Source organism: Pseudomonas sp. WC2401 (genome assembly GCF_041200115.1).
Lineage (GTDB): Bacteria > Pseudomonadota > Gammaproteobacteria > Pseudomonadales > Pseudomonadaceae > Aquipseudomonas > Aquipseudomonas fragi.
Genome location: NZ_CP165623.1, coordinates 91,955 through 113,261, shown reverse-complemented (window position 1 = coordinate 113,261; position 21,307 = coordinate 91,955). Strand labels below are relative to the sequence as shown.

Below are 21,307 nucleotides of genomic sequence, written 5' to 3'. Positions count from 1 at the left end.
GCGGGCTTGCTCGCGATGACATCGCCGCAGTCTGCCTGACAGACCGCGCCGCCTGCATCGCGAGCAAGCCCGCTCCCACAGGGTTAGAAGGTGTAATCGGCAGTCACGAAAAACGAACGCGGTTCGCCCATGATCCATTGCTGGCCGCCATTGTATTGGGTTACGGCGTACTGGCGGTCGAACAAATTGTTCAAACGCAAACCCAGGGTGGTTTTGGGCAACGCTTTCCAGCTCACAGTGGCGTCGACCACGGTGTAGCTCGGCAGTTCGACGTTGTTGGCCATGTCGGCATATCGCGAGTCAACATAGCGCACGCCGGCACCGGCACTTACATCATCGGTGATGGCCTTGCTCAACCACAGGTTGGCGGTGCGACGCGGTACGTCGGTGGGGCGGTTGCCTTTGCGCGAGACGCCTTCGTCGTCGAATTTGTCGTACTGCGCACGCACCACCGAGGCGTTGGCCTGTAACGCCCAGCGTTGCGGCAGTTGCAGGTCGAGGCTGGCTTCCAGGCCGCTGGAAGACTGCTCGCCCACTTGCAGCGAATTGCCCGGGATATTCGGGTCGGAGGTCAGCAGGTCTTTTTTGACGATGTGATACGCCGCCAGGGTCCACTCGCCGCGCTGGTCCCAGAACATCTGCTTGAAGCCGATTTCGGTCTGCCGTGCATGGGCCAGCTCGAAGTTTTGCTGCTTCTCGCTCAGGCTGATCAAGCCGCCCACGCCATCCACGCTGGTGGCTTGCTGGGCATAAATCGACATGTCCGGGGTCAGCTCGTAGACCAGCCCGACTTTCCAGCTGTTGGCCGACAGGCTGCGGTCGCTACGGGTAGCGTCGCCATTGGCGGCAAAGTCATCGCGGTCCAGATGCACGATATCGCGGCGCACGCCGGTCACCAGCGACAGTTGATCGCTCAGCTCGGTGCGGTTTTCTGCGAACAGTGAAACCTGTTGCGTGGTGGTGGTGTATTGGTCGCGGTACGGCGACTGGCTTTCGAATTCGCCACGATCCGGGTGGTACAAGTCGATGGGCTGACCGCCGGTGTTCACATCGGTGTAGGGCGAGTTGCTGTGCAGATTGAAGTGGATACGGTTGTAGTCTGCACCCACCAGGGTTTTGCTTTTGAGGCCGAACAGGTCGTGGTTGAGGGTGAAGGTCTGGCGGTCGCCGACCTGTTCCTGTTCGTGCTTGATGCTGTAGTAGCCGCTGCGCAGCAAGGTCTGCTGGCTTTCACTCCAGGCGTGGTTTTCGGCGTTCTGCCAGCGGCGCTGGGCCTTGAGGTAATACAGCTCGTTGTTGGCACTGAGGTCGTCGTTGATCTGCCATTCAGTATTGAGGCGCGTCCACTGGTCGTTGTAATGCAGTTTTGCATCACGCACGTTGTAGTTCTTGTCGCGCAGGCTTTCGTGATACCGGCCATTGATCAGCGGCACGCCGAAGTCGTTTTGCGGCTGCTGGTCGCCGTAGTCGTGGCTGAGGGTGAACGCCAGGTCGTCGCTGGCCTGCCAGCGCAGGGCAGCGCTGACAAAGGTGTTTTCGGAGTCGCCGTGGTCGATCCAGCCGTTGCTCTGGACGTGGTTGATGTTCAAGCGGTAGCTCAGGGTGTCGGTCAGCGAACCGCCGCTGTCCAGCGCCTGCTGGCGGGTATCGTAGGAGCCGTAGCCCACCCGCAGGTGGTTTTCGATGGCGCCGGTAAAAGGCTTTTTCGGGATCACGTTGATCACCGCGCCGGTGGCGCCTTCGCCATACAGTACCGAGGCCGGGCCGCGCAGTACGTCGATGCGCTCCACCGACCAGTCGTCCACCGGGAAAGTCACGGTGCCCGCGCCGCTGTACATGCGCACGCCGTCATAAAGCTGCATCACCGAACCTTCACCGACGAAGCCCCGGGCCGAGTAGGCCGAGCCACCGTTGCCCGGCGTGCCGGTATTGCTGATGCCAGTGGTGCGGGTCACGGCGTCCTGCACGCTGCGGTCGCCCCGGGCGCGGATTTGCGCACCGGTCAGGCTTTCAACGCTGGCCGGGGTTTCCAGGCTGTTGAGGTTCAGGCGTGAGCCGGCGCTGGTGGCGGTCTTGAGGTCGATGCTTTCGATTTCGACTTCAGGGGCGGTGATGCTCGCGGCCGGCAGCATGAGGGACGGGGCGGTGTCATCGGCCTGGGCGCTGTTCAGCGCCAGCAGGCAGAGGCTGGACAAAAAGTACTTGTTCATCGGGGCAGTGAGTCGCTTATTTCAGAGGGTGTCCCCGCTGCCTCCTGGCGGCGGGTGATGGAGCTTAACTTGTTTTGTTATACAGTAACATTAATTTCGGGCGTGTTACTGGCGTGCCATTATAGCCAAGGCTCTAGAATGCGCCTCTCGGATGCCTAATGCTGATTATGAGAGGCGCTCATGTGGCCGCAGTTTGCGGATCATCAGCAGTAACCGGTCGAGCCCCCACACGGCGATCAACGAGGCGCCCACCAGCGGGAACGCGATGGCCAGGGCGAGCATGATGGCAACGCCGGTTTTCCAGGTCGGCAGGTCGTGACGCAGCGGCGGTACCCCCAAACCACCTTGCGGGCGACGCTTCCACCAGATCACCAGGCCGCTTACGGAACTGAGCAGGATCATCAGGCACACCAGCAGCATCACGATCTGGTTGAGTGGGCCGAACAGTTTGCCTTCGTGCAGCATCACGCCCATTTCAGTGGCGCGGGCGACGTTGCCGTAATGCTGCCAGCGCACGTCGGCCAGCACCGTGCCGGTGTATTGATCGACATGCAGGGTGGCGTCATTGCGCGGGTCGTCGGCGAACACGGCTATGGTAAACACGCCGCTGGCGGTGGTCGGCAGGGTGATGCTGTAGCCGGGTTCGACCTGGCGCGCGGTGGCGGTGTCGACCACGGCTTGCAGGGTGATGCCGGGGGCTGCGGGGCCTGAACTGTGGGCGGCGTGGGCCATATGTTCGGCGTGGGCGCCGGAGACCGGCATCGGTGTGTTTTCCATTGCCCAGGGTACGGTCTGGCGGGTGGCGTTGTTGAGGCTGCGGGCCTCGATATCGGACTTGGGCACGTCGTTCCACATGGCCACCGGGAAGCGGTTCCACAGGTCGGCGTATTGCTTGCCCCAAAAACCGGTCCAGGTCATGCCGCTGATCAGCATAAACAGCAGCAAGGCCGCGCCCCAGAACCCGGTGACAACGTGAAGGTCACGCCACAGCACACGCCCGCGCCGGTTCAGGCGCGGCCATAAGATACCGGCCGCCGACTGCCCGCGCGGCCACCACAGGAACAGGCCGGACACCACCAGCACCACGCCCCAGCCGGCGGCCAGTTCCACCAGCCGGTCACCGAGGGTGCCGATCATCAGCTCGCCGTGCAGGGCACGGGCTACGGCTTGCAGGTTGAGCTTGGCATCCTGCTCACCCAGCACCTGGCCGGTGTAGGGGTTGATAAACACATTTAGCTCGTGCCCGGCGTTATTGATCACGAACTGGCCGCTGCGTTCGCGGTTGATCGGCGGCAGGTACTGGCTGATATGGCCCTGGGGGTAAGCGGTTTGCACGCGGCTGAGTTGCTCGTCGGCGCTGAGGCCGTGATGGGCCGGGGTGACGGTGAGCAGGTGGTCGTAGAGCAGGGGGTCGAGCTGGGGCTTGAACAGGTAGATGATCCCGGTCAGGGCCAGCAGGATCATGAATGGGGCGACAAACAGCCCGGCGTAGAAATGCCAGCGCCAGGCCAGGTTGTAGAAAGACGGTGTTGGTCGGCTCATGTGAGCGGCTCCGCAAGGTAGCAAGGTTTAGTGTTTGTTGTTTTGAGTGGGAGCGGGCTTGCTCGCGATGCAGGCAGCTCGGTCTGTCTGGCCGAGCGCGCTGATGCAATCGCGAGCAAGCCCGCTCCCACAGGGGCGACTGGTGTCAGAAACTCACATCCACCTTGGTCCACAGCGTGCGGCCCGGTTCATTGATGGCGCGCGGGTCGTTGGCCGGGTAGCCGTAACCGGCGTTGCCCGCCATGTTCAGATGCTCGCTGTAGTTTTTGTCCAGCAGGTTGTCGACCCCGGCGCTGACCTTGAGGTTTTTGTTGATGCGGTACGCACCGTTTAACGAGAACACGCCAAAGCCGGCACTTTTGTCGAAGTCCTTGCCCACCACGTTGCCCGCGTTGCGGTCGATGCGGTCCTGGCGCGCCACGATGCGCCACAGGGCACCGGCACTCCAGTCGTCTTGGCTGTAGGTCAGGCCCAGGCGGGTGTCCAGTGGTGGCATTTGCGGCAAGGCTTTACCGTCGCTGGTGTTCTTGCCCCAGGCGTAAGCCAGGGTGGCATCGGCTTTCCAGTTGGAGGTCAACTGGTACGCCGCGCCCAGCTCGCCGCCCATGACCCGGGCGTTGATGTTTTGCGCTTGTGAGGAACCTTTGGCGTAATCGAAGAGGATGTAGTCGCGGATCTCACCGGCGTACACCGAGGCCCAGGCCTCCAGAGTGTCGGTTTTGTACTGCAGGCCCGCGTCCAGCTGGGTGGTTTTCTCCGGTTTGATGGCATCGAACGCATTCACCGAACCGGCCGGGCCGGAACTCGGCGAAAACAGCTCCCAGTAATCCGGGAAACGCTGGCTGTGGCCCAGGCCTGCGTACACCGTGGTCGGGCTGTCGCTCAGGTCATGCTCGTAGCGCACGAAACCGCTGGGCAGGGTATCGGCACGGGTCTTGTCCAGGGTCGGGTTGGGCTTGCTCATCATCCCCGAGCCAAGTCGGGCGCGGTAATCCTTGGCGGATGCGCGGTCCAGGCGGGCGCCGGTAATCAGCCGGTCACGCTCGGCGGCGTACCAGGTCAGCTCGCCAAAGGCTCCGTAGTTGTGGAAATCGGCGTCCTTGCTCCAGTTTTGATCCTTATAGGTATCGATGCCCATGCCCGAGCGTTTGCGGTGCTCATTGGTCTGGGCATCAATGCCGCTGATCAACTGGTAGTCGGCCCAGCGCCAGGTGGCCTTGACCCGTGCGCCGAGGGTGCGGCGGTCGACGTTGGAAGCCATTGGGCCAGCCATCATGCCGGTGCCCGACGGGGTGCGCAGGGTGTAGTTGTCCATCACATGGTCGGCGTAGTTGTAATAGACCTGTGCTTCGATCTTGTCGAGAACGTCGCCGATATTGGATTTTTCAAAACGCAGGCCCAGGCTTTCGCGCTTGTACTGGCTGCCGTCCATGCCGCGTCCGGCCGAGCGTGCTTCGCCGTCGCCCTTGCCGGCGGTGAGTTCCAGCAGGGTGTCGGCATCCGGGGTCCAGCCCAGGGCGATGTCGCCATTCCATTTGTCGTAGCGCGAGGGCACGGTGTCGCCGTTGCCGTCCTTGTAGTCATCGGCATGGGCGGTGTTGCCGATAACCCGCACGTAGCCCAGCGGGCCACCGGCGGCGGCATCGATGGTTTTGTCGAAACGGCCGTTGGAGCCCGCCAGCAAGCTGGCATTGACCCGGGTGCCCAGTTCGCCGAAGTGCTCGGGTTCGCGCTCGAAGAGGATGGTGCCCGCCGAGGCGCCCGGGCCCCAGAGCACGGTTTGTGGGCCTTTGATCACGGTGAGCTTGTCGTAGGTTTCCGGCGAGATGTAGGAGGTGGGTGCGTCCATGCGCCCGGGGCAGGCGCCGAGCATTTCGCCGCCGTTGGTGAGGATGTTCAGCCGCGAGCCGAACATGCCACGCAACACCGGGTCGCCATTGGTGCCGCCGTTGCGGATCAGGGCGAAGCCGGGGATGGTCTTGAGGTAGTCGCCGCCGTCACTGGCAGGCACGGGCTGGCGTGGGTCCTTGGGGTTGGTGACGATGGTCAGCGGTGAGCTGGGGGCGATGGCGGTGATCACCAGCGGGCTCAGTTCATTGCTGTGCGCGGCATGTTCGTCGGCCACGGCGGTGGTTGCCAGGACGGCGCAGCACAGGGTGCTGAGGGCAAAAGGCAAACGGGAGGCAGCAGTAAAGCGGGACATAGACATTCCAATAGTCAGGCGAATACAACGCGGCCACGCACCTGCGGCTGTCTAAAGCAGCGCATGCAGGTTGGCCAGGTGATGTGTTGTGTCGGTGCTTAAAGGAATGCGGGAGGTGCGCGGGAGCGTGCCCCGGGGAAGACCGGTTGCCGGGCGTGGCCCAGGCGGGGGTTGGCGGCCAGGTAACTGTTGAGTTTAGGCGCGCCGTAAAGGGTCAGGTTCGGGGTGCCGGGCAGCGCCGGGCAACTGAACAGCAGGGTGCAGTAGCCGCACTTTTCCCAGATGGCATGATGGTCGCTGGCGGGGTGTTCATGATCCGCGTGCGCCGGCATGTCCATGCCCATTTCCATCGACATGGGCATTGGCATGGAGGCGTGATGGTCCATCGGCATCGCCTGGGAAATCAGCGGGCCGATAAAGATCATCAACATGGCAAACAGGCTCAGCCAACTGCCGCGAATATGCGACATGGAGTGCCTGGCGCGTGGTGCGCGCACGGGGGTCAGCAACCTTGGCCGTTAGTGGGCGTGCATGTGTTCCATGCTGTCTTCAGGTGCCTGCTTCTGCACATTGACCTCAACCGGCACGGCGCCGGCTTTTTCAAAATGCAGGGTCAGCGGGAAGTGCTTGCCGTCCTGCAGCAGGCTGCGGTCCTTGAGGCCGAACATCATCACGTGGTACGCCATGGGCGCGAAGGTGACGGTACCACCAGGCGGCACTTCGACGCTGGCCACGGGCAGCATCTTCATCAAGTCGCCTTCCATGATGTGCTGGTGCAGTTCGGCCTTATCGGCAATCGGCGTGTCGACACTGACCAGGCGATCGGCCGTGTTGCCGGTGTTGTGAATGATGAAATACGCGGCCACGGTTGGCGCATTGGGCGGCAGTTCCTGGGACCACGGGTGGGCGATTTCGAGGTCGCCGCTTTTGTATTCGTGGGCGTTGGCAAAACAGGCAGGCAGCAACACAGCCGCCGCAATCACGACGTGCTTGAACAGGGAAAGGTTCAACATGGCAATTCTCCGGAACGATTCAAAACGCAAAGGGGTTGCGAGGAAGAATCAGACCAGGGGCGATGCGCGGGGGTTGAGGCTGGGCCATTGCTGGCGCGGGGTGGGGCGCTTGAGATGATCGGGGACCAGGCTGTGGCCCCGCTCGATGGCGGCAAAGTAGAGCTTGGGAATATGCGCGGGCAGCGCCACCACCGGCGCGGCGCCCGAGCAGCACCAGCAATGCTGCATGGTGGAATGATCGTCAGGCTGGCTGTCGGCGGGCTCGAACTTGCCCAGCGATACGGCGACCATCTTGGTGCCGGTGGAGGAGCAGAAGCTGCTCCACATGAATTGTTCGGTGGGGCCACGCTCAGCGGATTGGGTCGCCCCGGCCATCGACATGGCGAGCATGTTGAACAGCACTGCAAAGCAGGCGATCCAGGCAAATGCAAACCGTTGTCGGGACATGACGAATTCCGTGAGTGGAGCGATCAAGGGGCTATTTAGCCTGAATGCTCGGCGTAAGTAAAAAGTGCGGGTGTGGCGAAGTGTCGCGACAGGGAAAGCACATTAATGCGCGGGCACCGCATGCACCTCGATTTGTACTCCCAGATTAGCCCGGATTACAGCAAATATCGCCGCCAGATTGTCCATGCTTGGATTGCCGCTGACCGAGAGCATTCGGTGCAGGCTCTTACTGGGTTTCGCTGTTTCTTTGGCCAACCCTTCAAACCCTACGGTGGCATTTACCAGGTCGCGCAGGATGACGCGCGCCATCTCCGGTTCGCCATTGAGGAAGAGTGTCGCGGCCTCATCGAGCAGAGCTTGAGCAAATGCAGGATCGCGTTCGGCTCGCTCAGCAATCGTTTGCTTGAAACTTCTTGTGAGAGCCATAGGAACTACCTCGTGTGTTGCGTTGCGTTTTGCCGACGTTTGTACTCAGCAATGAGCTTTTTCGCTTGTTTGATATCGTGCTTCTGGCTGGATTTGTCGCCGCCGCCAAACAGGATGATCAAGCGTTTGCCCTCCTGTAACAAATAGATTCTATAGCCCGGGCCCCAATCGATGCGGTATTCCCCCAAGCCTTCAAACCACTTTATGTTTGAGGTGTTGCCCATCTCCATGCGCATGATTGCCGTGGATACCTTGGCTGCTGCCTGGGCATCCAATGACGAAAACCAGCGCTCGAAAGGGCTGGTTTGGTCTTGGCCGCAATATTCTTCTACGTTTATCGTCATGCGAACGAAGGTAACCAATAGGTTACCATATCGTAAAGCTGCTAAAAGTTACAGCGCATGAATTGCCTGCGAGGGCCTCACCGGGTTTTATCAGTAAGACCGCGCTGTTCCCATCGCAGGCAAGCCAGCTCCCACAGGTTGGGCACTGTTCACAACAAATAACGTTCCTGCGCCAAAGATTCCAGCAGGTCTTCGACTGTCGAGAACTCCCGATCCACCTGCGCCAGTGTCGGCCGTTTGAGGATCAACACCGGCACCCCGCGCTCGCGGGCCACTTCCAGTTTGGGTTCGGTGGCGCTGCTGCCGCTGTTTTTGCTGATCAATACGTCGATGCGCCGTTGTGCAAACAACTTGCGTTCGTCATCGATGAGGAACGGCCCGCGTGCGCCTATCACCTCACAGCGTACGTTGCCGGGGTAAACGTCCAGGGCGCGCAGGGTCCAGAACTGCTCTGGCGGGATTTCGTGCAGGTGCTCCAGCGGCTCACGGCCCAAGGTGAACAAGGGGCGCTGGAAGGTGGCGAGCGCTTCGACCAGTTCGCTCCAATCTGCCACTTCGCGCCAGTCATCATCCGGTTGCGCAACCCACGCAGGGCGGCGCAGGGCCCAGCACGGAATATTGCTGGCGGCCGCGGCGAGAGCAGCGTTCTGGCTGATTTGCGCAGCGTAGGGGTGGGTGGCGTCCAGCAGCAAATCGATACCCTCGTCGCGAATGTATCGAGCCAGACCTTCAGCACCGCCATAACCGCCCACCCGTACCTCGCAGGTCAGGTCCGTCGGCACCCGGCCCACCCCGGCCAGGCTGTAGACATGCTGCGGGCCCAGGGTACGGGCGATGGCCAGCGCTTCGGTGACGCCGCCCAATAACAAGATACGCTTCATGCAAAGGCTCCCGCGTGGCCGACGATCCCGCCCTGGCGGTCGATGGCAAACACTTCAACCTGCACCTGGGCTGGCACCACGCTGCGGGCAAAGTCCAGCGCGTGCTGGCACACCGCATCGCCCAGCGCGACACCCGCCGCACTGGCCATCGCCAGCGCCTGCTGGCTGGTGTTGGCCTGGCGGATGGCTTCCTGCAACTGGCTGTCGGCACCGATGGCGGCGGCCCACTCAGCCAGTTGCGGCAGGTCGATGCTGGAGTGGCGACTGTGCAAGTCCATATGGCCTGCGGCCAGTTTGCTGATCTTGCCGAAGCCGCCGCAAATGCTCAATTTATCCACAGGCACTTTGCGCAGGTGCTTGAGCACTGCGCCGACAAAGTCGCCCATTTCGATCAGGGCGATTTCCGGCAGGTTGTAGACCCGGCGCATGGTGTCTTCGCTGGCGTTGCCGGTGCAGGCGGCGATATGCAGGTAGCCGTTGGTCTTGGCCACGTCGATGCCCTGGTGAATCGAGGCGATATAGGCCGCGCAGGAGAACGGCCGCACGATGCCGCTGGTGCCCAGGATCGACAGCCCGCCGAGGATCCCCAGGCGCGGGTTCATGGTTTTCAGGGCCAGGGCTTCGCCGTCCTGCACATTGACGGTCACTTCAAAACCGCCGCCGTAACCCAGTTCGGTTGCCAGTTGCTGCAAGTGGTCAGTGATCATCTTGCGCGGCACCGGGTTGATTGCCGGTTCGCCCACGTTCAGCACCAGCCCCGGGCGGGTCACGGTGCCGACGCCTTGCCCGGCGACAAAGCCAATGCCCGCCTCGGCCCGCAGGCGTACCCGTGAGTAGAGGAGCGCACCGTGGGTCACGTCGGGGTCGTCGCCGGCGTCCTTGATCGTGCCCGCTTCGGCACCGTCTTGCCACAGGCGGCAGAACTCCAGGCGCATCTGCACCTGCTTGCCCTTGGGCAAGGTGATTTGCACTGCGTCGTTAAACACGCCGCCCAGCAGCAGGCGCGCAGCCGCCAGGCTGGTGGCGGTGGCGCAGCTGCCGGTGGTCAGGCCGCTGCGCAGGGGGGCGGGTTGTTCGGCGGTTTCGTCACGCATCGAGGGGCTTGGTCACGTCCAGAAGGGTAATGGGCAACGCCTGGCGCCAGGTGTCGAATTCACCCAGGGGCTGGGCCTGGGCGATATGGATGCGGGTCAGCTCGCCGCCGTGGCGTTCGCGCCAGCTCATCAGCAGCATTTCGCTTTGCAGGGTGACGGCATTGGCCACCAGCCGCCCGCCGGGCTTGAGCTGTTGCCAGCAGGTATCGAGCACGCCTTCGCGGGTGACGCCGCCACCGATGAAAATCGCATCCGGGCGCTCCAGCCCGGCAAGGGCTTGTGGCGCCTTGCCGCGAATCAGTTGCAGGCCGGGCACGCCCAGGGCATCGCGGTTGCGTTCGATCAGTTGCTGGCGCCCTTCATCGGCTTCAATCGCCAATGTGCGGCAACTGGGCCAGGTGCGCATCCACTCGATGCCGATCGAGCCGCTGCCCGCGCCCACGTCCCACAGCAACTGGCCGGGCAGCGGGGCGAGGCGGGCGAGGGTGACGGCGCGCACATCGCGTTTGGTCAACTGGCCGTCATGCTCGAACGCGCTGTCGGGCAGCCCGCCAATGCGTGACAGCGGCCGCGCACTGGCGTCGGCCAGGCAGTCGATGGCGATCAGGTTGAGGGCGGCGACGGGCGGGTCCTTCCAGTCGCTGGCGCTGGCCTCCACCCGCCGCTCCGCCGGGCCGCCGAGATGCTCCAGCACCGTCAGGCGGCTGGGGCCAAAGCCCTGTTCGCGCAACAGCCGGGCGATGATGGCCGGGCTGCTGGCATCGTTGCTCAGCACCAGCAGGCGTACGCCGCTGTGCAGGTGGGCATTGAGCGCGGCGACGGGGCGTGCCACCACCGACAGCGTGACCACGTCCTGCAGGGGCCAGCCCATCCGCGCGGCCGCCAGGGAAAACGACGAAGGCGCCGGCAGTACCTGCATGTCTTCCCGCGCCACTACCCGCGCCAGGCTGGCGCCGACGCCAAACAGCATGGGGTCGCCGCTGGCCAGTACGCAGGTCGGCGTGTTGCCCTCGGCCAGCACCGGCGCCAGGGCAAACGGCCTGGGCCAGGTCTGGCGCTCGGCGCGGATGCAGGCGGGCAGCAGGTCGAGCTGGCGCTGGCTGCCAATCACCCGGCTCGCGCCCAACAAGGCGCGGCGCGCATTCTTGCCCAGCCCGGCAAAGCCGTCCTCACCTATTCCCACAACTGTTAGCCAGGGCGACATGCCGATCCTCTTGATAAACGCCAGGTTGTTCCCCCGCTGCCGGGCGAACGCCCTGCGGAGACAGGTGAGCATGATAACGCGCCTTGCCCTGCACCAGAGTCGATCTTTACGGGTGGTAGCCGGGTAGTGCCTGTGGACGCAAGATCCGGGGCAACCAGATCCGCGAGTACCTCAGCCCGCAGGTGATGTTCAATCAGGCACAGGCGCGCTCACCCGCTTCGGCTATTTCAAGCCCGGGCCGGCACATCGGTTTGATCCGCCGTTTGTACCTGCATATCTATGTAGTGCCTTGGCGGCGCGGGCTTGCTATAGCGTGTCGGGCATTGTTCGGGGTCCCGGAGGGATGACTCATGAAAACCAGTGATAGTGCATTTTATTCAGAGCCCGCCCTGCGCGAGGTGTTTACCGCCTGCCTGGCGCGCGCCGGGCAAGCGGGTGAAGTCGGCGAGCTTGAAACCAAGGGTCTGCGGGCGATTCTTCTGGGTCTGCCGTCGCCGGTGCAGGCCTGCCAGCTGTTTCTGGCGCGCAATGGCAGCCGTCTTGTGCTGTGGGCGGGTGCCTTGCTGTGCAGGGCCGACGGCCCCGACCTGTTCCTGTTCAGGCTGCCGGGCAGCCTTGAGCGCTTTGCCAGCCTGGACGCATTGCGCCAGGGCCTCGAACAGTTGCTGGATTCCCCGGCCGAGCGCCACCGGCTGCTGCGATTTACCCCGCTGGATGTGCGCCAACGCCTGAGCGCGGCCGGTTCGCTGCTGGTTCAGGTACAGCCAGTGGCTTCTTCGGCCCTGGCTGGGGTCAGCCGGCAAGTCGGCGATTTTGTGCAGCGCTGTCAGGAAACGACCTTGGCCAGCCTGGTGTCGGCACCCTCGTTGCACGCGGTTGTCGAGGCCCGGGAGCTTGCCGCCCTGGCGCGTAAAACGGTCGGGCAAGCGCCTGCCCCTGACGACTTGCAACTGATGGAACAGATACAGCAGCGCATGCAGGCCGCATTGCAGCAATGGTGGCACACACCCTTGGGGCCTGGCTCCAGCCCCTATGCCTGTTGCGTGGCGCTGCAAGGCGACCGTTATTACCAGCAGTGCCTGCAGGCCCTTTACGACAGGCAGGTCACCCCGGTGCAGTTCGATCTGCTGGAAAGCGTGGTTTCCGCTGCCGGGGGTGGTGGGCAGATGCATGTCTTACGCCTGTCGGTATTTGATCCAAACAACGGCGCGGTAAACCTGGCAGGGTTGCTGGGGGTGTTTTTTGTGCAACAGGACGGGCCGGTATTTCTGTTTGGCGGGCCGCACGGGCTGCAGCAGTATTCATCGAAGTCACGGCTCAAGGCGCGGCTGCTTTCGGCCTTGCGGGCACCGCCGACGTTTGAACACCTGGCCCGGCATGTGGCGCTGGCGCAACAGGGGTTTCTGCTCGAAAGGGTCGAGTTGGACCTGAGCGTCGAGCACCTGTCCTCTGATCCTTTTGCGGCCAATATTGACTCGATTCAGAGCAAGCAAGTTGATGATTTCGCCTATCTGTTGCGCACGTTACCGGCCCGGGGAGTAGCCCTGGCGGCAGCGGATCACGGGCTGGATGTGCGCCTGCTGGTGGACGGGCGTTTGCTGGCGCTCGACAGTGGCGGACGCTGGAGCAGCCGCTACGAACCCCGCGCCCGTCCTCCTGTGGCTCCGGTCAATGGCTGGCCGATCGACAGGCTGGCGGCGAGGTTGGCGAGTGTCGCTGCCCAGCGTGACGAGCTGTTGCGGGCGTGGCCTGCGCCGTTGTCGTATGCGCGCTTGCGCCTGCTCGAAGCGCTGGCCCGGGCCGGCCATGAGGCGCTGGATATCGAGCGCATCCTGCTGCGCCACCCCGGTGCCCGGGAGCCGGTCACGCTGGTCGCGGGGCTGCTGCAGCATGCTACCGGGTACCTGCCGCTGCCGCGTGATCCGCAGCAGATCGAAGCGGGCCTGTACGGCCATGAGAGCGGTGACTGGAAACCACAGAGATCGCTGTCGGGAACCAAGCTGCTCAACCTGCTGGAGCACGCGGCGTCGGATTTCTTTCCGGGGTTTGTTGCCCATCTCAGCGAGTTTTTCCATGCTTCGCTGGCCCTGTCGCGGCCCGATACCCGGATCGACAGGCTGGGCACCCTGAGGCTTGCGCTGCTGCGTGCCCAGTTGCACTTGCGGCAACAGGATCATCCGCTTGAGGCGACGGACATGGCGGTGCTCACCACCGTGCTCGGGCAGCCGGTCAGCGCCCGGCGACCTGCCTGGCAACATTTTGTACCCGACGTGTTCGGTGTTGCGCTGTTGATCCCCGGGGTCCAGGGGGCGGTGGATATGGTCAATTGCCTGCTGTTTACCCAGCGCGGCGGGCTGGAGTCGGTAAACGCCGGGCGCGCCATCTTCTGGAGCCCCGGCTCAGGTTTTGAAGGTTTCGCCTCGCTGGACGCATGCCGGACCTGGTTGCAAGCGCGCCTTATGGACAAGGCACTGCGCTGGGAGCTGCTGGCCCACGTCAGCCTGGCTGCGCAGCCGCAGACGAGCGCCTGGCTGGACAGCATGCCCGGAGAGCATAACCGATGGCTGTTTTTTGAGCGCTACGAGCACGACTTCACCCGCGAGGCCCAGCAGCGGGTGATTGCCAAAGTGCTGGCCGACGCTGGTGAGGCTTGTCGTCAGGCCCGGGCCATACCCTTGTCAGCGCAGGCGTTTGAGAACCTGGTGCAGAGTGCGCTGGTTCATGGCCACGCCGGAGTGACGCCGGAGCCTGTGCTTGAAGCGGTTCACCTGCAACGGTTCGAGGCCTCGTTGGCGCCCTGGCTGAAAAGCGCCCCGGCCGCCGATCAACTGGCCTACGCCGGCCTGCTGCAACGCTATCAGCATGCCGGGCAGGCAGCGCAGAACTACCTGCATGACATCCCGCCCATCATCGACTATGCCCGCAGCATGCTGACGCTGCGTCTGGAACTCGACTTCCCGGGCCTGGTGCCTGGCCCGGACGCCATTGAGGTGGTGATCGATACCTACCTGGCCTCGACGGTACCGGTGGGCAACACGCCCTCATATTTACCGGCGGCAACCACCCGCACAGTCCAGACCCTGACGCAGTTTTCGCTCAATGGCTTCTATCGGCTCAATGACGGGGCCCTCTCGCTGCGGGCCAGCAACGCTACTCCGTTGCCCGAGGCCCTCAACGCCACCTATGTGCGGCGAGTCACGCGCCAGCTGGATATCGGCGCGCATTACCGGGCCTTGTTGCAGGACAAGCTGACCCCCGGTAACACGGAGGTTGCCGAGCGCCAACAGCAGTTTTCCGAACTGTTATCGGTTCAGGTCATGGAGCAGGTGCTGCGGGAAAAACTGATGGAGCCGGGCAAGGAGGTGGCCTGTGGTTATGTGAAACATGTGATCAGCATGCCCGATGGTGCGGCCCGGCTGCCATTGAACGGGCAGGCCATCATTGTCCGCCCGTTTGAGCTGCTGGCCGAACCGGATGCCGCCCCCGATCGTGCCCGGGGCCTGTATCTCATTGGCCCGGCGCACTCCGGCGGCGGGCCGCAGGTGCTGTGGGTCAGCTACAGCGAGCACTATACGTTCAGGACCTATAGCGATGAACCTGCCTTGCTCGAAGACTTGCGCGTCTCGACCCCGTTTCAGGCCCTGGTGCTGCAGCGCCTTGAGCCCGAGGCACGCAAAACCTACAACTACGGCGGTTTTACCGAACCCCATGTGCCCCGTTATGTCGATGCTTCGCCAGGTGGCTATGTGCCCAGGCCTGCACCCCCAACCCTGGGCCTATCGCCGATCGCGGGTAATCTGTTCGAGCAGTTGTACACCGACAACTACCATCTGTTGCTCGATATGGCCGCTGCACAGTCCAGGACCACGGCCGAGACCGACTGGGAGTCGTTCAAGTACCTGTTCTCGCTGATTGCGTCGACGGCGCTGATGTTCCTGCCTGCAAAGTTGAGTATCCCACTTGTGGTTTGGCAGTCGTTGAGCAGCCTGCAACAGGGGGTTGAGTCTGCGCTAAAGGGCGATTGGGGGGAGGCCGTGGCCGGCTTTGCGTCGTCACTGGCGCAGATCGGAACAGGTTATCGCACGCCGCGCATCGAGCCTGCAGCCCTGCACCAGCCTGAAGTACGGTCCCGGGTACGGCTTACACCTGAGCAGGAGGCCGGACTGCAGCCCTTTCAAACCCATGATGTGGCCTTGCAGGATCTGGATCTGGCCCCTTCGACCCGGCTGTACCTTCACCCCGGCACGGGCCGCCAGTATGTGCTGCTGGCGGGGCATGTATTTCGGGTACAGGCATGGCGTGAGCGCTGGCGGATTTATCTCGGCGAGCTGCGTGAAGGGCCGTTGGTCAGGCTCAATGAGGACGGGCAGTGGGCCCTCGACCTCAAGGAGCCGCTGCTGGGAGGCGGCCCGGTGCTGTCGGTCACGGCGCGGGTGGCCGACCACTTGACCCATGAAATCCAGGCTGTGGGCATGGTCAACATCGAGCGACGCTTTCCCGACAAGGCGCTGGCCATTCGCGAGGCCCATGCACAGGCCGTGACCTACCTGCAGCGCTGCCAGAGTGCCCTGCATGGGCTGCTTGGACCCGGCCCTGAAAATGCCCGCAACCGGGCGCTCGTCGCCGGGTTTTTTGATGTGGAGGAGGTCAGCCAGCCCTTGCTGGAGCGTTTGGGCGAAACGGTCGAGCCACTGCTGACCCAGCTCCTGCATCCCGACCTGTCACCTCAGACATCGGGCAAGTATGTGGTGTGTCGTGCCCGCTACAGGGACAACGCCGTTGCCTGGATACACCGCTGGGACACGGGCAGGCGTGTGTACCTGAGCGACCGTTTTTTCAGCACGATCTTTGACACGCCCTATGCCTTGAGCCAGTCGTTTGTGATAACCGTGCAGCCACCCTTCAGGACCAACGTGCATTATCGGGCAACGTTCCTGTTGCACGAGCTGACCCATCAGGTACTGAGCACCGAAGACATCAACTACCTGAACCCCGGCTTTCCCTATGAGGACCTGCTCGATGACAGCACCCCGCTGGGCAGCCATATCAAGTCATTCAACCGGATTGTCCAGAGGTGCCACTCACCGCAAATACCGACAGAGCACCTGTTCCAGGAATTCGACCCTGAAGCTCAAACCTGGGCGGATATGCCCGCCAGCCCCGGCAAGGCAAAAGTCAAAGCCATTGCCGGTGTAAAGACCCTGGACCAGGCGCGGCGGATCTTCAGGAATGATCCGCGTAAACGCATTGATATGATGCTGGCCAGTGCTGATACCGTGGTGTTGTTGCTCACCCGACTGGGCCGGGTTGAGCCTGCGCTGCCGCAGGAGAGGGTGAGCGAGTAGTCATTCCGTCCGGCAGGCTTTTCATGCGCTCGCCCAAAGCAGGCATAATGCGCCACCTGCAATAGCGAATTGCCTGCCCTGGATAGCCCCTTGACCTTGCCACCTGAACTTTCTGTCACGACGCCTGTGCGCCCTTCGGCTTGCCCGGGGTTACTGCGTATCGTCCAGGCGATGGATGGCGGGATCTGCCGGGTCAAGCTGGACGGTGGCTCGATAACGGCCCTGCAGGCGCGTGCGGTGGCCGATGTGGCTCATCGCTATGCCAGTGGCGTGATCGAGGCGACCAACCGTGGCAACCTGCAGATCCGTGGTGTCGGGCCACAGCATCGGGCGCTGATTGAGCCGTTGCTGGCGGCCGGGCTCGGGCCTGCCACGGCGGCCAGTGACGATGTGCGCAACTTGATGCTCAGCCCGAGTGCCGGCATCGACCCGCAGATGCATATCGATACCTGGCCGCTTGCCCGGCAGATACTGGCCAGCCTGCAAAGCACGCCGCGGTTCGCCGAGCTGTCGGCCAAGTTCGCCGTGCAACTGGACGGCGGCGAAGCCCTGTCCATGCTGGAACATCCGCACGACCTGTGGTTGTCGGCGTTCCGGCGCGATGGCCAGACGCTGCTGGCCTTTGGCCTGGCCGGGTGCCCCGCGCACGATCCGGCACTGGCTGCCGTGCCTGCCGAATACGGGCATGAACTGGTGATGGCGGTGCTGATGCAGTTTCTGGATCTGGCCCGGCCTGAGCACATCCGTATGCGCCATCTGCTGCAAGAAGTCAGCGCAGCGTCGTTTGTCGGGCAGTTGGGGCAGCGGCTCAGCGTGCCACTGCTGCCTGTTCGCGACTGGCAACGGGGTGCCGCTTCGGCGTCCATGCACCTCGGCATTTGGCCGCAGCATGCCTCTGGCCGGGTTTATGTCGGCGCCGCCCCGCCGCTGGGGCGGCTGGATGCAACGATGCTCGCGGGGTTGGCCGGGCTGGCCGAGCGCTTCGGCGACGGCACTCTGCGTTTCACCGCGTGGCAGAGCGTATTGCTGCCCAACGTCGCGACGGCTCAGGCCAGCGCGTTGATGGGCGACTTGATAGCGCTCGGCTTGATCTGCGACGCAGGCAGCCCGCTGGCGCACCTGGTCGCCTGTACCGGCTCCAGTGCCTGTGCCAAAGGGCTGGCGGACACCAAGCAGGATGCTCGTCAGTTGGCCTCGTTGCTGCCAAAACCCATGACTATTCACCTGACCGGCTGCCAGCGCTCCTGCGCGGCAGCCCATGTTGCGCCGGTCACCTTGCTGGCCGTGGCGCCCGGTCACTACGACCTCTATTTACGCAGCCCTGAACATGCCGGTTTCGGTGTTCTGCGCGAGCGCAATCTTACAATTGAAGCGGCGAGTGCCTGGTTTGAGGCCCGCCAATGGAGCAACACCGATGATTGATTACATCCGCGATGGTCAAGAGATCTATCGCAATTCCTTCGCCATTATTCGTGCCGAGGCCAACCTCGACAGCATCCCGGCGGACCTGGAAAAACTCGCTGTACGCGTGATCCACGCCTGCGGCATGGTCGATGCCATCGAAGACCTGCGCTTTTCGCCGGGTGCCGGCAAGGCCGGGCGCGACGCTCTGGCGGCAGGTGCGGCGATTTTGTGTGATGCGCGCATGGTGTCCGAAGGCGTGACCCGTACCCGTTTGCCAGCCAACAACCCGGTGATCTGTACCCTGCGTGAAGAGGGCGTACCCGAATTGGCGCTGGAGAAAGGCAACACCCGTTCGGCGGTGGCCCTTGAGCATTGGCGCCCGTACCTGGAAGGCAGTGTGGTGGTGATCGGCAACGCGCCTACCGCGTTGTTCTATCTGCTGGAAATGATCGATGCTGGCGCGCCAAAACCGGCGTTGATTCTGGGCTTCCCGGTAGGCTTTGTCGGCGCTGCCGAATCCAAGGCCATGCTCGCGGCAGACAGCCGTGGTGTACCGTTTGTGATCATGCAAGGCCGCCGTGGCGGTAGCGCGATGGCGGCAGCCGCCGTCAACGCCCTGGCCACGGAGATCGAATAATGGCGCAACCAGGACGTTTGATCGGTCTGGGCGTAGGCCCCGGCGACCCCGAGCTGATCACGGTTAAAGCCCTGCGCCTGCTGCGTGAATCGCCGGTGGTGGCGTATTTCGTGGCCAAGGGCAAGAAGGGCAATGCGTTCGGCATCATCGAGGCCCATCTGCAAGATGCGCAAACCCAGATGCCGCTGGTGTACCCGGTGACCACCGAGGTGTTGCCAGAACCCTTGTCGTACGAACAGGTGATCAGCGACTTCTACGATCAGGCTGCCGTTGAAGTCGCTGTGCATCTGGACGCCGGTCGCGATGTGGCGGTGATCTGCGAAGGTGATCCGTTCTTCTACGGCTCCTATATGTACCTGCACGACCGTCTGGCCCAGCGTTTTGAAGCGCAAGTGGTACCAGGTGTGTGCTCGATGCTGGGCGGCGCTTCGGTGCTGGGCGTGCCGTTGGTGTATCGCAACCAGAGCCTGTCGGTGCTCTCGGGTGTGCTGCCCCACGAGGAACTCAAGTCGCGCCTGGCAGTTGCCGATGCGGCGGTGATCATGAAGCTGGGGCGCAACTTTCATAAAGTGCGCGAGGTGCTGAGCGAGCTGGGGCTGGCCGAGCGGGCGTTGTATGTCGAGCGCGCCACCATGAGCAATCAGAAGATCGTGCCGCTCAATGAAGTGGAACCGATGTCTTCACCCTATTTCTCGCTGATTATCGTCCCTGGCGAACGGTGGCAGGGTTGAGTCGCCCGGCACCGGCCATTGTCATTCTGGGCAATGGCAGCCTGGACACCGCACGCCGTATCCAGCAGTTGCTGCCCGGCGCTTCGGTCCTTGGGCTGGCAGGGCGGGTAGACGGCGCGGATCGTAGTTACAGCGATTTCGGCGACACTATGCGTCAGCTATATCAGCAGGACACGCCGATTATTGCGCTGTGCGCTGCGGGTATTGTGATCCGCACGTTGGCGCCGTTGTTGCTGGAAAAAGGCGCCGAGCCGCCGGTACTGGCGGTTGCCGAAGACGCCAGCGCGGTGGTGCCGTTGCTGGGCGGGCTGGGCGGGGTGAATGATCTGGCGCGGGTCATTGCGGCGGGTCTGGGGATTGCTCCGGCGATCACCACCAGCGGCGAACTGCGCTTTGGTACGTGCCTGCTGAACCCGCCTGCGGGCTATGCCCTGGGCGATCTGGAACTGGGCAAGCGCTTTGTTTCGGACCTGCTGGCCGGCGAATCAGTGCGTATCGAAGGCGATGCACCGTGGCTGGCGCGGGCGCAGTTGCCCGAACATGCACAGGCGCGTCTGGCAATTCATGTGGGCAACGCCGAGCGTGCGCCTGCCGCTGACGAGTTATTGATTTATCCGCGCAATGTACTGGCACAGGTGTGTGCCGAGGTTTCGCCGCAGACGATCCTCGAAGCATTGCAGCAGGCTGGGCTGGCTCGCCAGTCCTTGGCTTGCGTGGTTGCGCCCGATACCTTGATGGCCAGTGCGCCGTTGCGTGAAACGGCCCTTGAACTGGCGGTGCCGCTGCGGTTTGTCGGCGGCGATGATGCGCTGCTGCCCGTAGCCTGGCGTGAGCCGGGCAATGGCGTGGCGCTGGGCGTGGCCTCCACGCCATTGGCGCCTGAGCAGATTGGCCGGGCCCGTGGTCGCCTGGCCGTGATCGGCCTGGGCCCCGGTGCTGCCGAGCTGATGGTGCCTGCGGTCAAGGCCGAACTGGCACGGGCCAATGATGTACTGGGTTACGAAACCTATGTGCGCATGGCCGGCCCGTTCCGCGACGATCAGGTGATGCATTGCACCGATAACCGCGAAGAGATGCAGCGCGCCCGTCACGCCTTCGAGCTGGCGGCGCAAGGTCGCTCGGTGGTGGTGGTGTCTTCGGGGGACCCTGGAGTTTTTGCCATGGCCGCCGCCGTACTCGAAGCGTTGCATGAGTCTGTGGACCCGCAGTGGCACAGTGTCGATCTGGAAATCCTGCCGGGTGTGTCGGCCTCGCTGGCAACCGCCGCGCAGGCCGGGGCGCCGCTGGGACATGACTTCTGCGTGATGTCGCTGTCGGACAACCTCAAGCCGTGGAGTATCATTGAAAAGCGTCTGGACCTGGCTTGCGAAGCGGATCTGGCGCTGGCGTTCTATAACCCGATTTCCCGCTCAAGGCCGTGGCAACTGGGCGTTGCGCTGGATATCGTCAGGCGTCATCGCACGCCGCAAACACCGGTGGTGCTGGGTCGTGACATTGGCCGTCCGGGCCAGACCCTGCGCACCCTGACCCTGGGTGATTTGACCCCGGAGCAGGTGGATATGCGCACCATGGTGCTGGTGGGGTCGTCGACCACATGCACCTTCCCGCGTGTCGACGGGACTCAATGGGTGTACACGCCGCGCTGGTATGGCGAAAAGCCTTGAGCCCTGACTGTTGGGGGAGCTGGCTTGCCAGCTGCTGATTTCAGGGAGTGCACATGGCCTGTGGGAGCAGGCTTGCCTGCGAAGGCATCGCCGCAGTCAGGCAGGCAAACCGCATCGCCTGTATCGCGAGCAAGCCCGCTCCCACACAGGCCTGCCAGCCGC

The 21,307-nt window shown here is 63.3% G+C and carries 16 protein-coding genes; 5 read left to right on the top strand and 11 right to left on the bottom strand.

The annotated features are described in order from the left end of the window. Positions 1–83: 83 nt before the first annotated feature. From AB3G35_RS00450 to AB3G35_RS00400, 11 genes are all read right to left on the bottom strand, one after another. On the bottom strand, positions 84–2,210 hold the full coding sequence (locus tag AB3G35_RS00450; RefSeq protein WP_369782215.1) for a TonB-dependent receptor: 2,127 nt from the start codon (positions 2,208–2,210) through the stop codon (positions 84–86). A gap of 165 nt (positions 2,211–2,375) precedes the next feature. Continuing rightward, on the bottom strand, positions 2,376–3,752 hold the full coding sequence (locus AB3G35_RS00445) for a PepSY-associated TM helix domain-containing protein (protein WP_369782214.1): 1,377 nt from the start codon (positions 3,750–3,752) through the stop codon (positions 2,376–2,378). 145 nt (positions 3,753–3,897) lie between these two features. Continuing rightward, positions 3,898–5,955, bottom strand: a complete 2,058-nt coding sequence (locus AB3G35_RS00440; RefSeq protein WP_369782213.1) for a TonB-dependent copper receptor — start codon at positions 5,953–5,955, stop codon at positions 3,898–3,900. A gap of 98 nt (positions 5,956–6,053) precedes the next feature. Further along, positions 6,054–6,425: a DUF2946 domain-containing protein gene (locus AB3G35_RS00435; RefSeq protein ID WP_169846109.1), complete on the bottom strand. Its 372-nt coding sequence runs from the start codon at positions 6,423–6,425 to the stop codon at positions 6,054–6,056. Positions 6,426–6,473: 48 nt separating this feature from the next. Further along, a complete protein-coding gene (locus tag AB3G35_RS00430; RefSeq protein ID WP_016783370.1) occupies positions 6,474–6,968 on the bottom strand; it encodes a copper chaperone PCu(A)C in 495 nt (164 codons plus the stop codon). A 48-nt stretch (positions 6,969–7,016) separates the two neighbouring features. Further along, the gene (locus tag AB3G35_RS00425) at positions 7,017–7,415 is read right to left on the bottom strand and encodes a DUF2946 domain-containing protein (protein ID WP_095040704.1); all 399 of its coding nucleotides are present in this window, start codon (positions 7,413–7,415) and stop codon (positions 7,017–7,019) included. Between the two features lie 102 nt (positions 7,416–7,517). Further along, complete coding sequence (locus AB3G35_RS00420) at positions 7,518–7,841, bottom strand: DNA-binding protein (RefSeq protein WP_086798987.1); 324 nt, start codon at positions 7,839–7,841, stop codon at positions 7,518–7,520. 5 nt (positions 7,842–7,846) lie between these two features. Continuing rightward, positions 7,847–8,185 (bottom strand): type II toxin-antitoxin system RelE/ParE family toxin, encoded by a 339-nt coding sequence (locus AB3G35_RS00415; protein WP_086798985.1) that lies wholly within the window; start codon positions 8,183–8,185, stop codon positions 7,847–7,849. A 149-nt stretch (positions 8,186–8,334) separates the two neighbouring features. Further along, the gene (locus AB3G35_RS00410; RefSeq protein ID WP_106115418.1) at positions 8,335–9,066 is read right to left on the bottom strand and encodes a cobalt-precorrin-6A reductase; all 732 of its coding nucleotides are present in this window, start codon (positions 9,064–9,066) and stop codon (positions 8,335–8,337) included. Beyond that, complete coding sequence (locus AB3G35_RS00405; protein ID WP_134050979.1) at positions 9,063–10,160, bottom strand: cobalt-precorrin-5B (C(1))-methyltransferase; 1,098 nt, start codon at positions 10,158–10,160, stop codon at positions 9,063–9,065. The genes AB3G35_RS00410 and AB3G35_RS00405 overlap by 4 nt, the downstream gene beginning before the upstream one ends. Further along, the gene (locus tag AB3G35_RS00400; protein WP_029611713.1) at positions 10,153–11,364 is read right to left on the bottom strand and encodes a bifunctional cobalt-precorrin-7 (C(5))-methyltransferase/cobalt-precorrin-6B (C(15))-methyltransferase; all 1,212 of its coding nucleotides are present in this window, start codon (positions 11,362–11,364) and stop codon (positions 10,153–10,155) included. The genes AB3G35_RS00405 and AB3G35_RS00400 overlap by 8 nt, the downstream gene beginning before the upstream one ends. A gap of 350 nt (positions 11,365–11,714) precedes the next feature. On the opposite strand from AB3G35_RS00400, the gene AB3G35_RS00395 reads away from it, so the two are divergent. The 5 genes from AB3G35_RS00395 (at position 11,715) to cobJ (ending at position 21,145) form a co-directional block, all read left to right on the top strand. Beyond that, entirely contained in the window at positions 11,715–16,709 is a 4,995-nt protein-coding gene (locus AB3G35_RS00395) for a dermonecrotic toxin domain-containing protein (RefSeq protein ID WP_369782212.1), read from the top strand. Between the two features lie 90 nt (positions 16,710–16,799). Further along, the gene (gene cobG / locus AB3G35_RS00390) at positions 16,800–18,131 is read left to right on the top strand and encodes a precorrin-3B synthase (protein WP_369782211.1); all 1,332 of its coding nucleotides are present in this window, start codon (positions 16,800–16,802) and stop codon (positions 18,129–18,131) included. Continuing rightward, positions 18,124–18,750, top strand: coding sequence for a precorrin-8X methylmutase (locus AB3G35_RS00385; protein ID WP_016783380.1), 627 nt, complete (start codon positions 18,124–18,126; stop codon positions 18,748–18,750). Before cobG ends, AB3G35_RS00385 begins: the two co-directional genes overlap by 8 nt. Further along, positions 18,750–19,481, top strand: coding sequence for a precorrin-2 C(20)-methyltransferase (locus AB3G35_RS00380; RefSeq protein ID WP_369782210.1), 732 nt, complete (start codon positions 18,750–18,752; stop codon positions 19,479–19,481). Before AB3G35_RS00385 ends, AB3G35_RS00380 begins: the two co-directional genes overlap by 1 nt. Further along, on the top strand, positions 19,478–21,145 hold the full coding sequence (gene cobJ / locus AB3G35_RS00375) for a precorrin-3B C(17)-methyltransferase (protein ID WP_369782209.1): 1,668 nt from the start codon (positions 19,478–19,480) through the stop codon (positions 21,143–21,145). Before AB3G35_RS00380 ends, cobJ begins: the two co-directional genes overlap by 4 nt. Positions 21,146–21,307 lie beyond the last annotated feature (162 nt).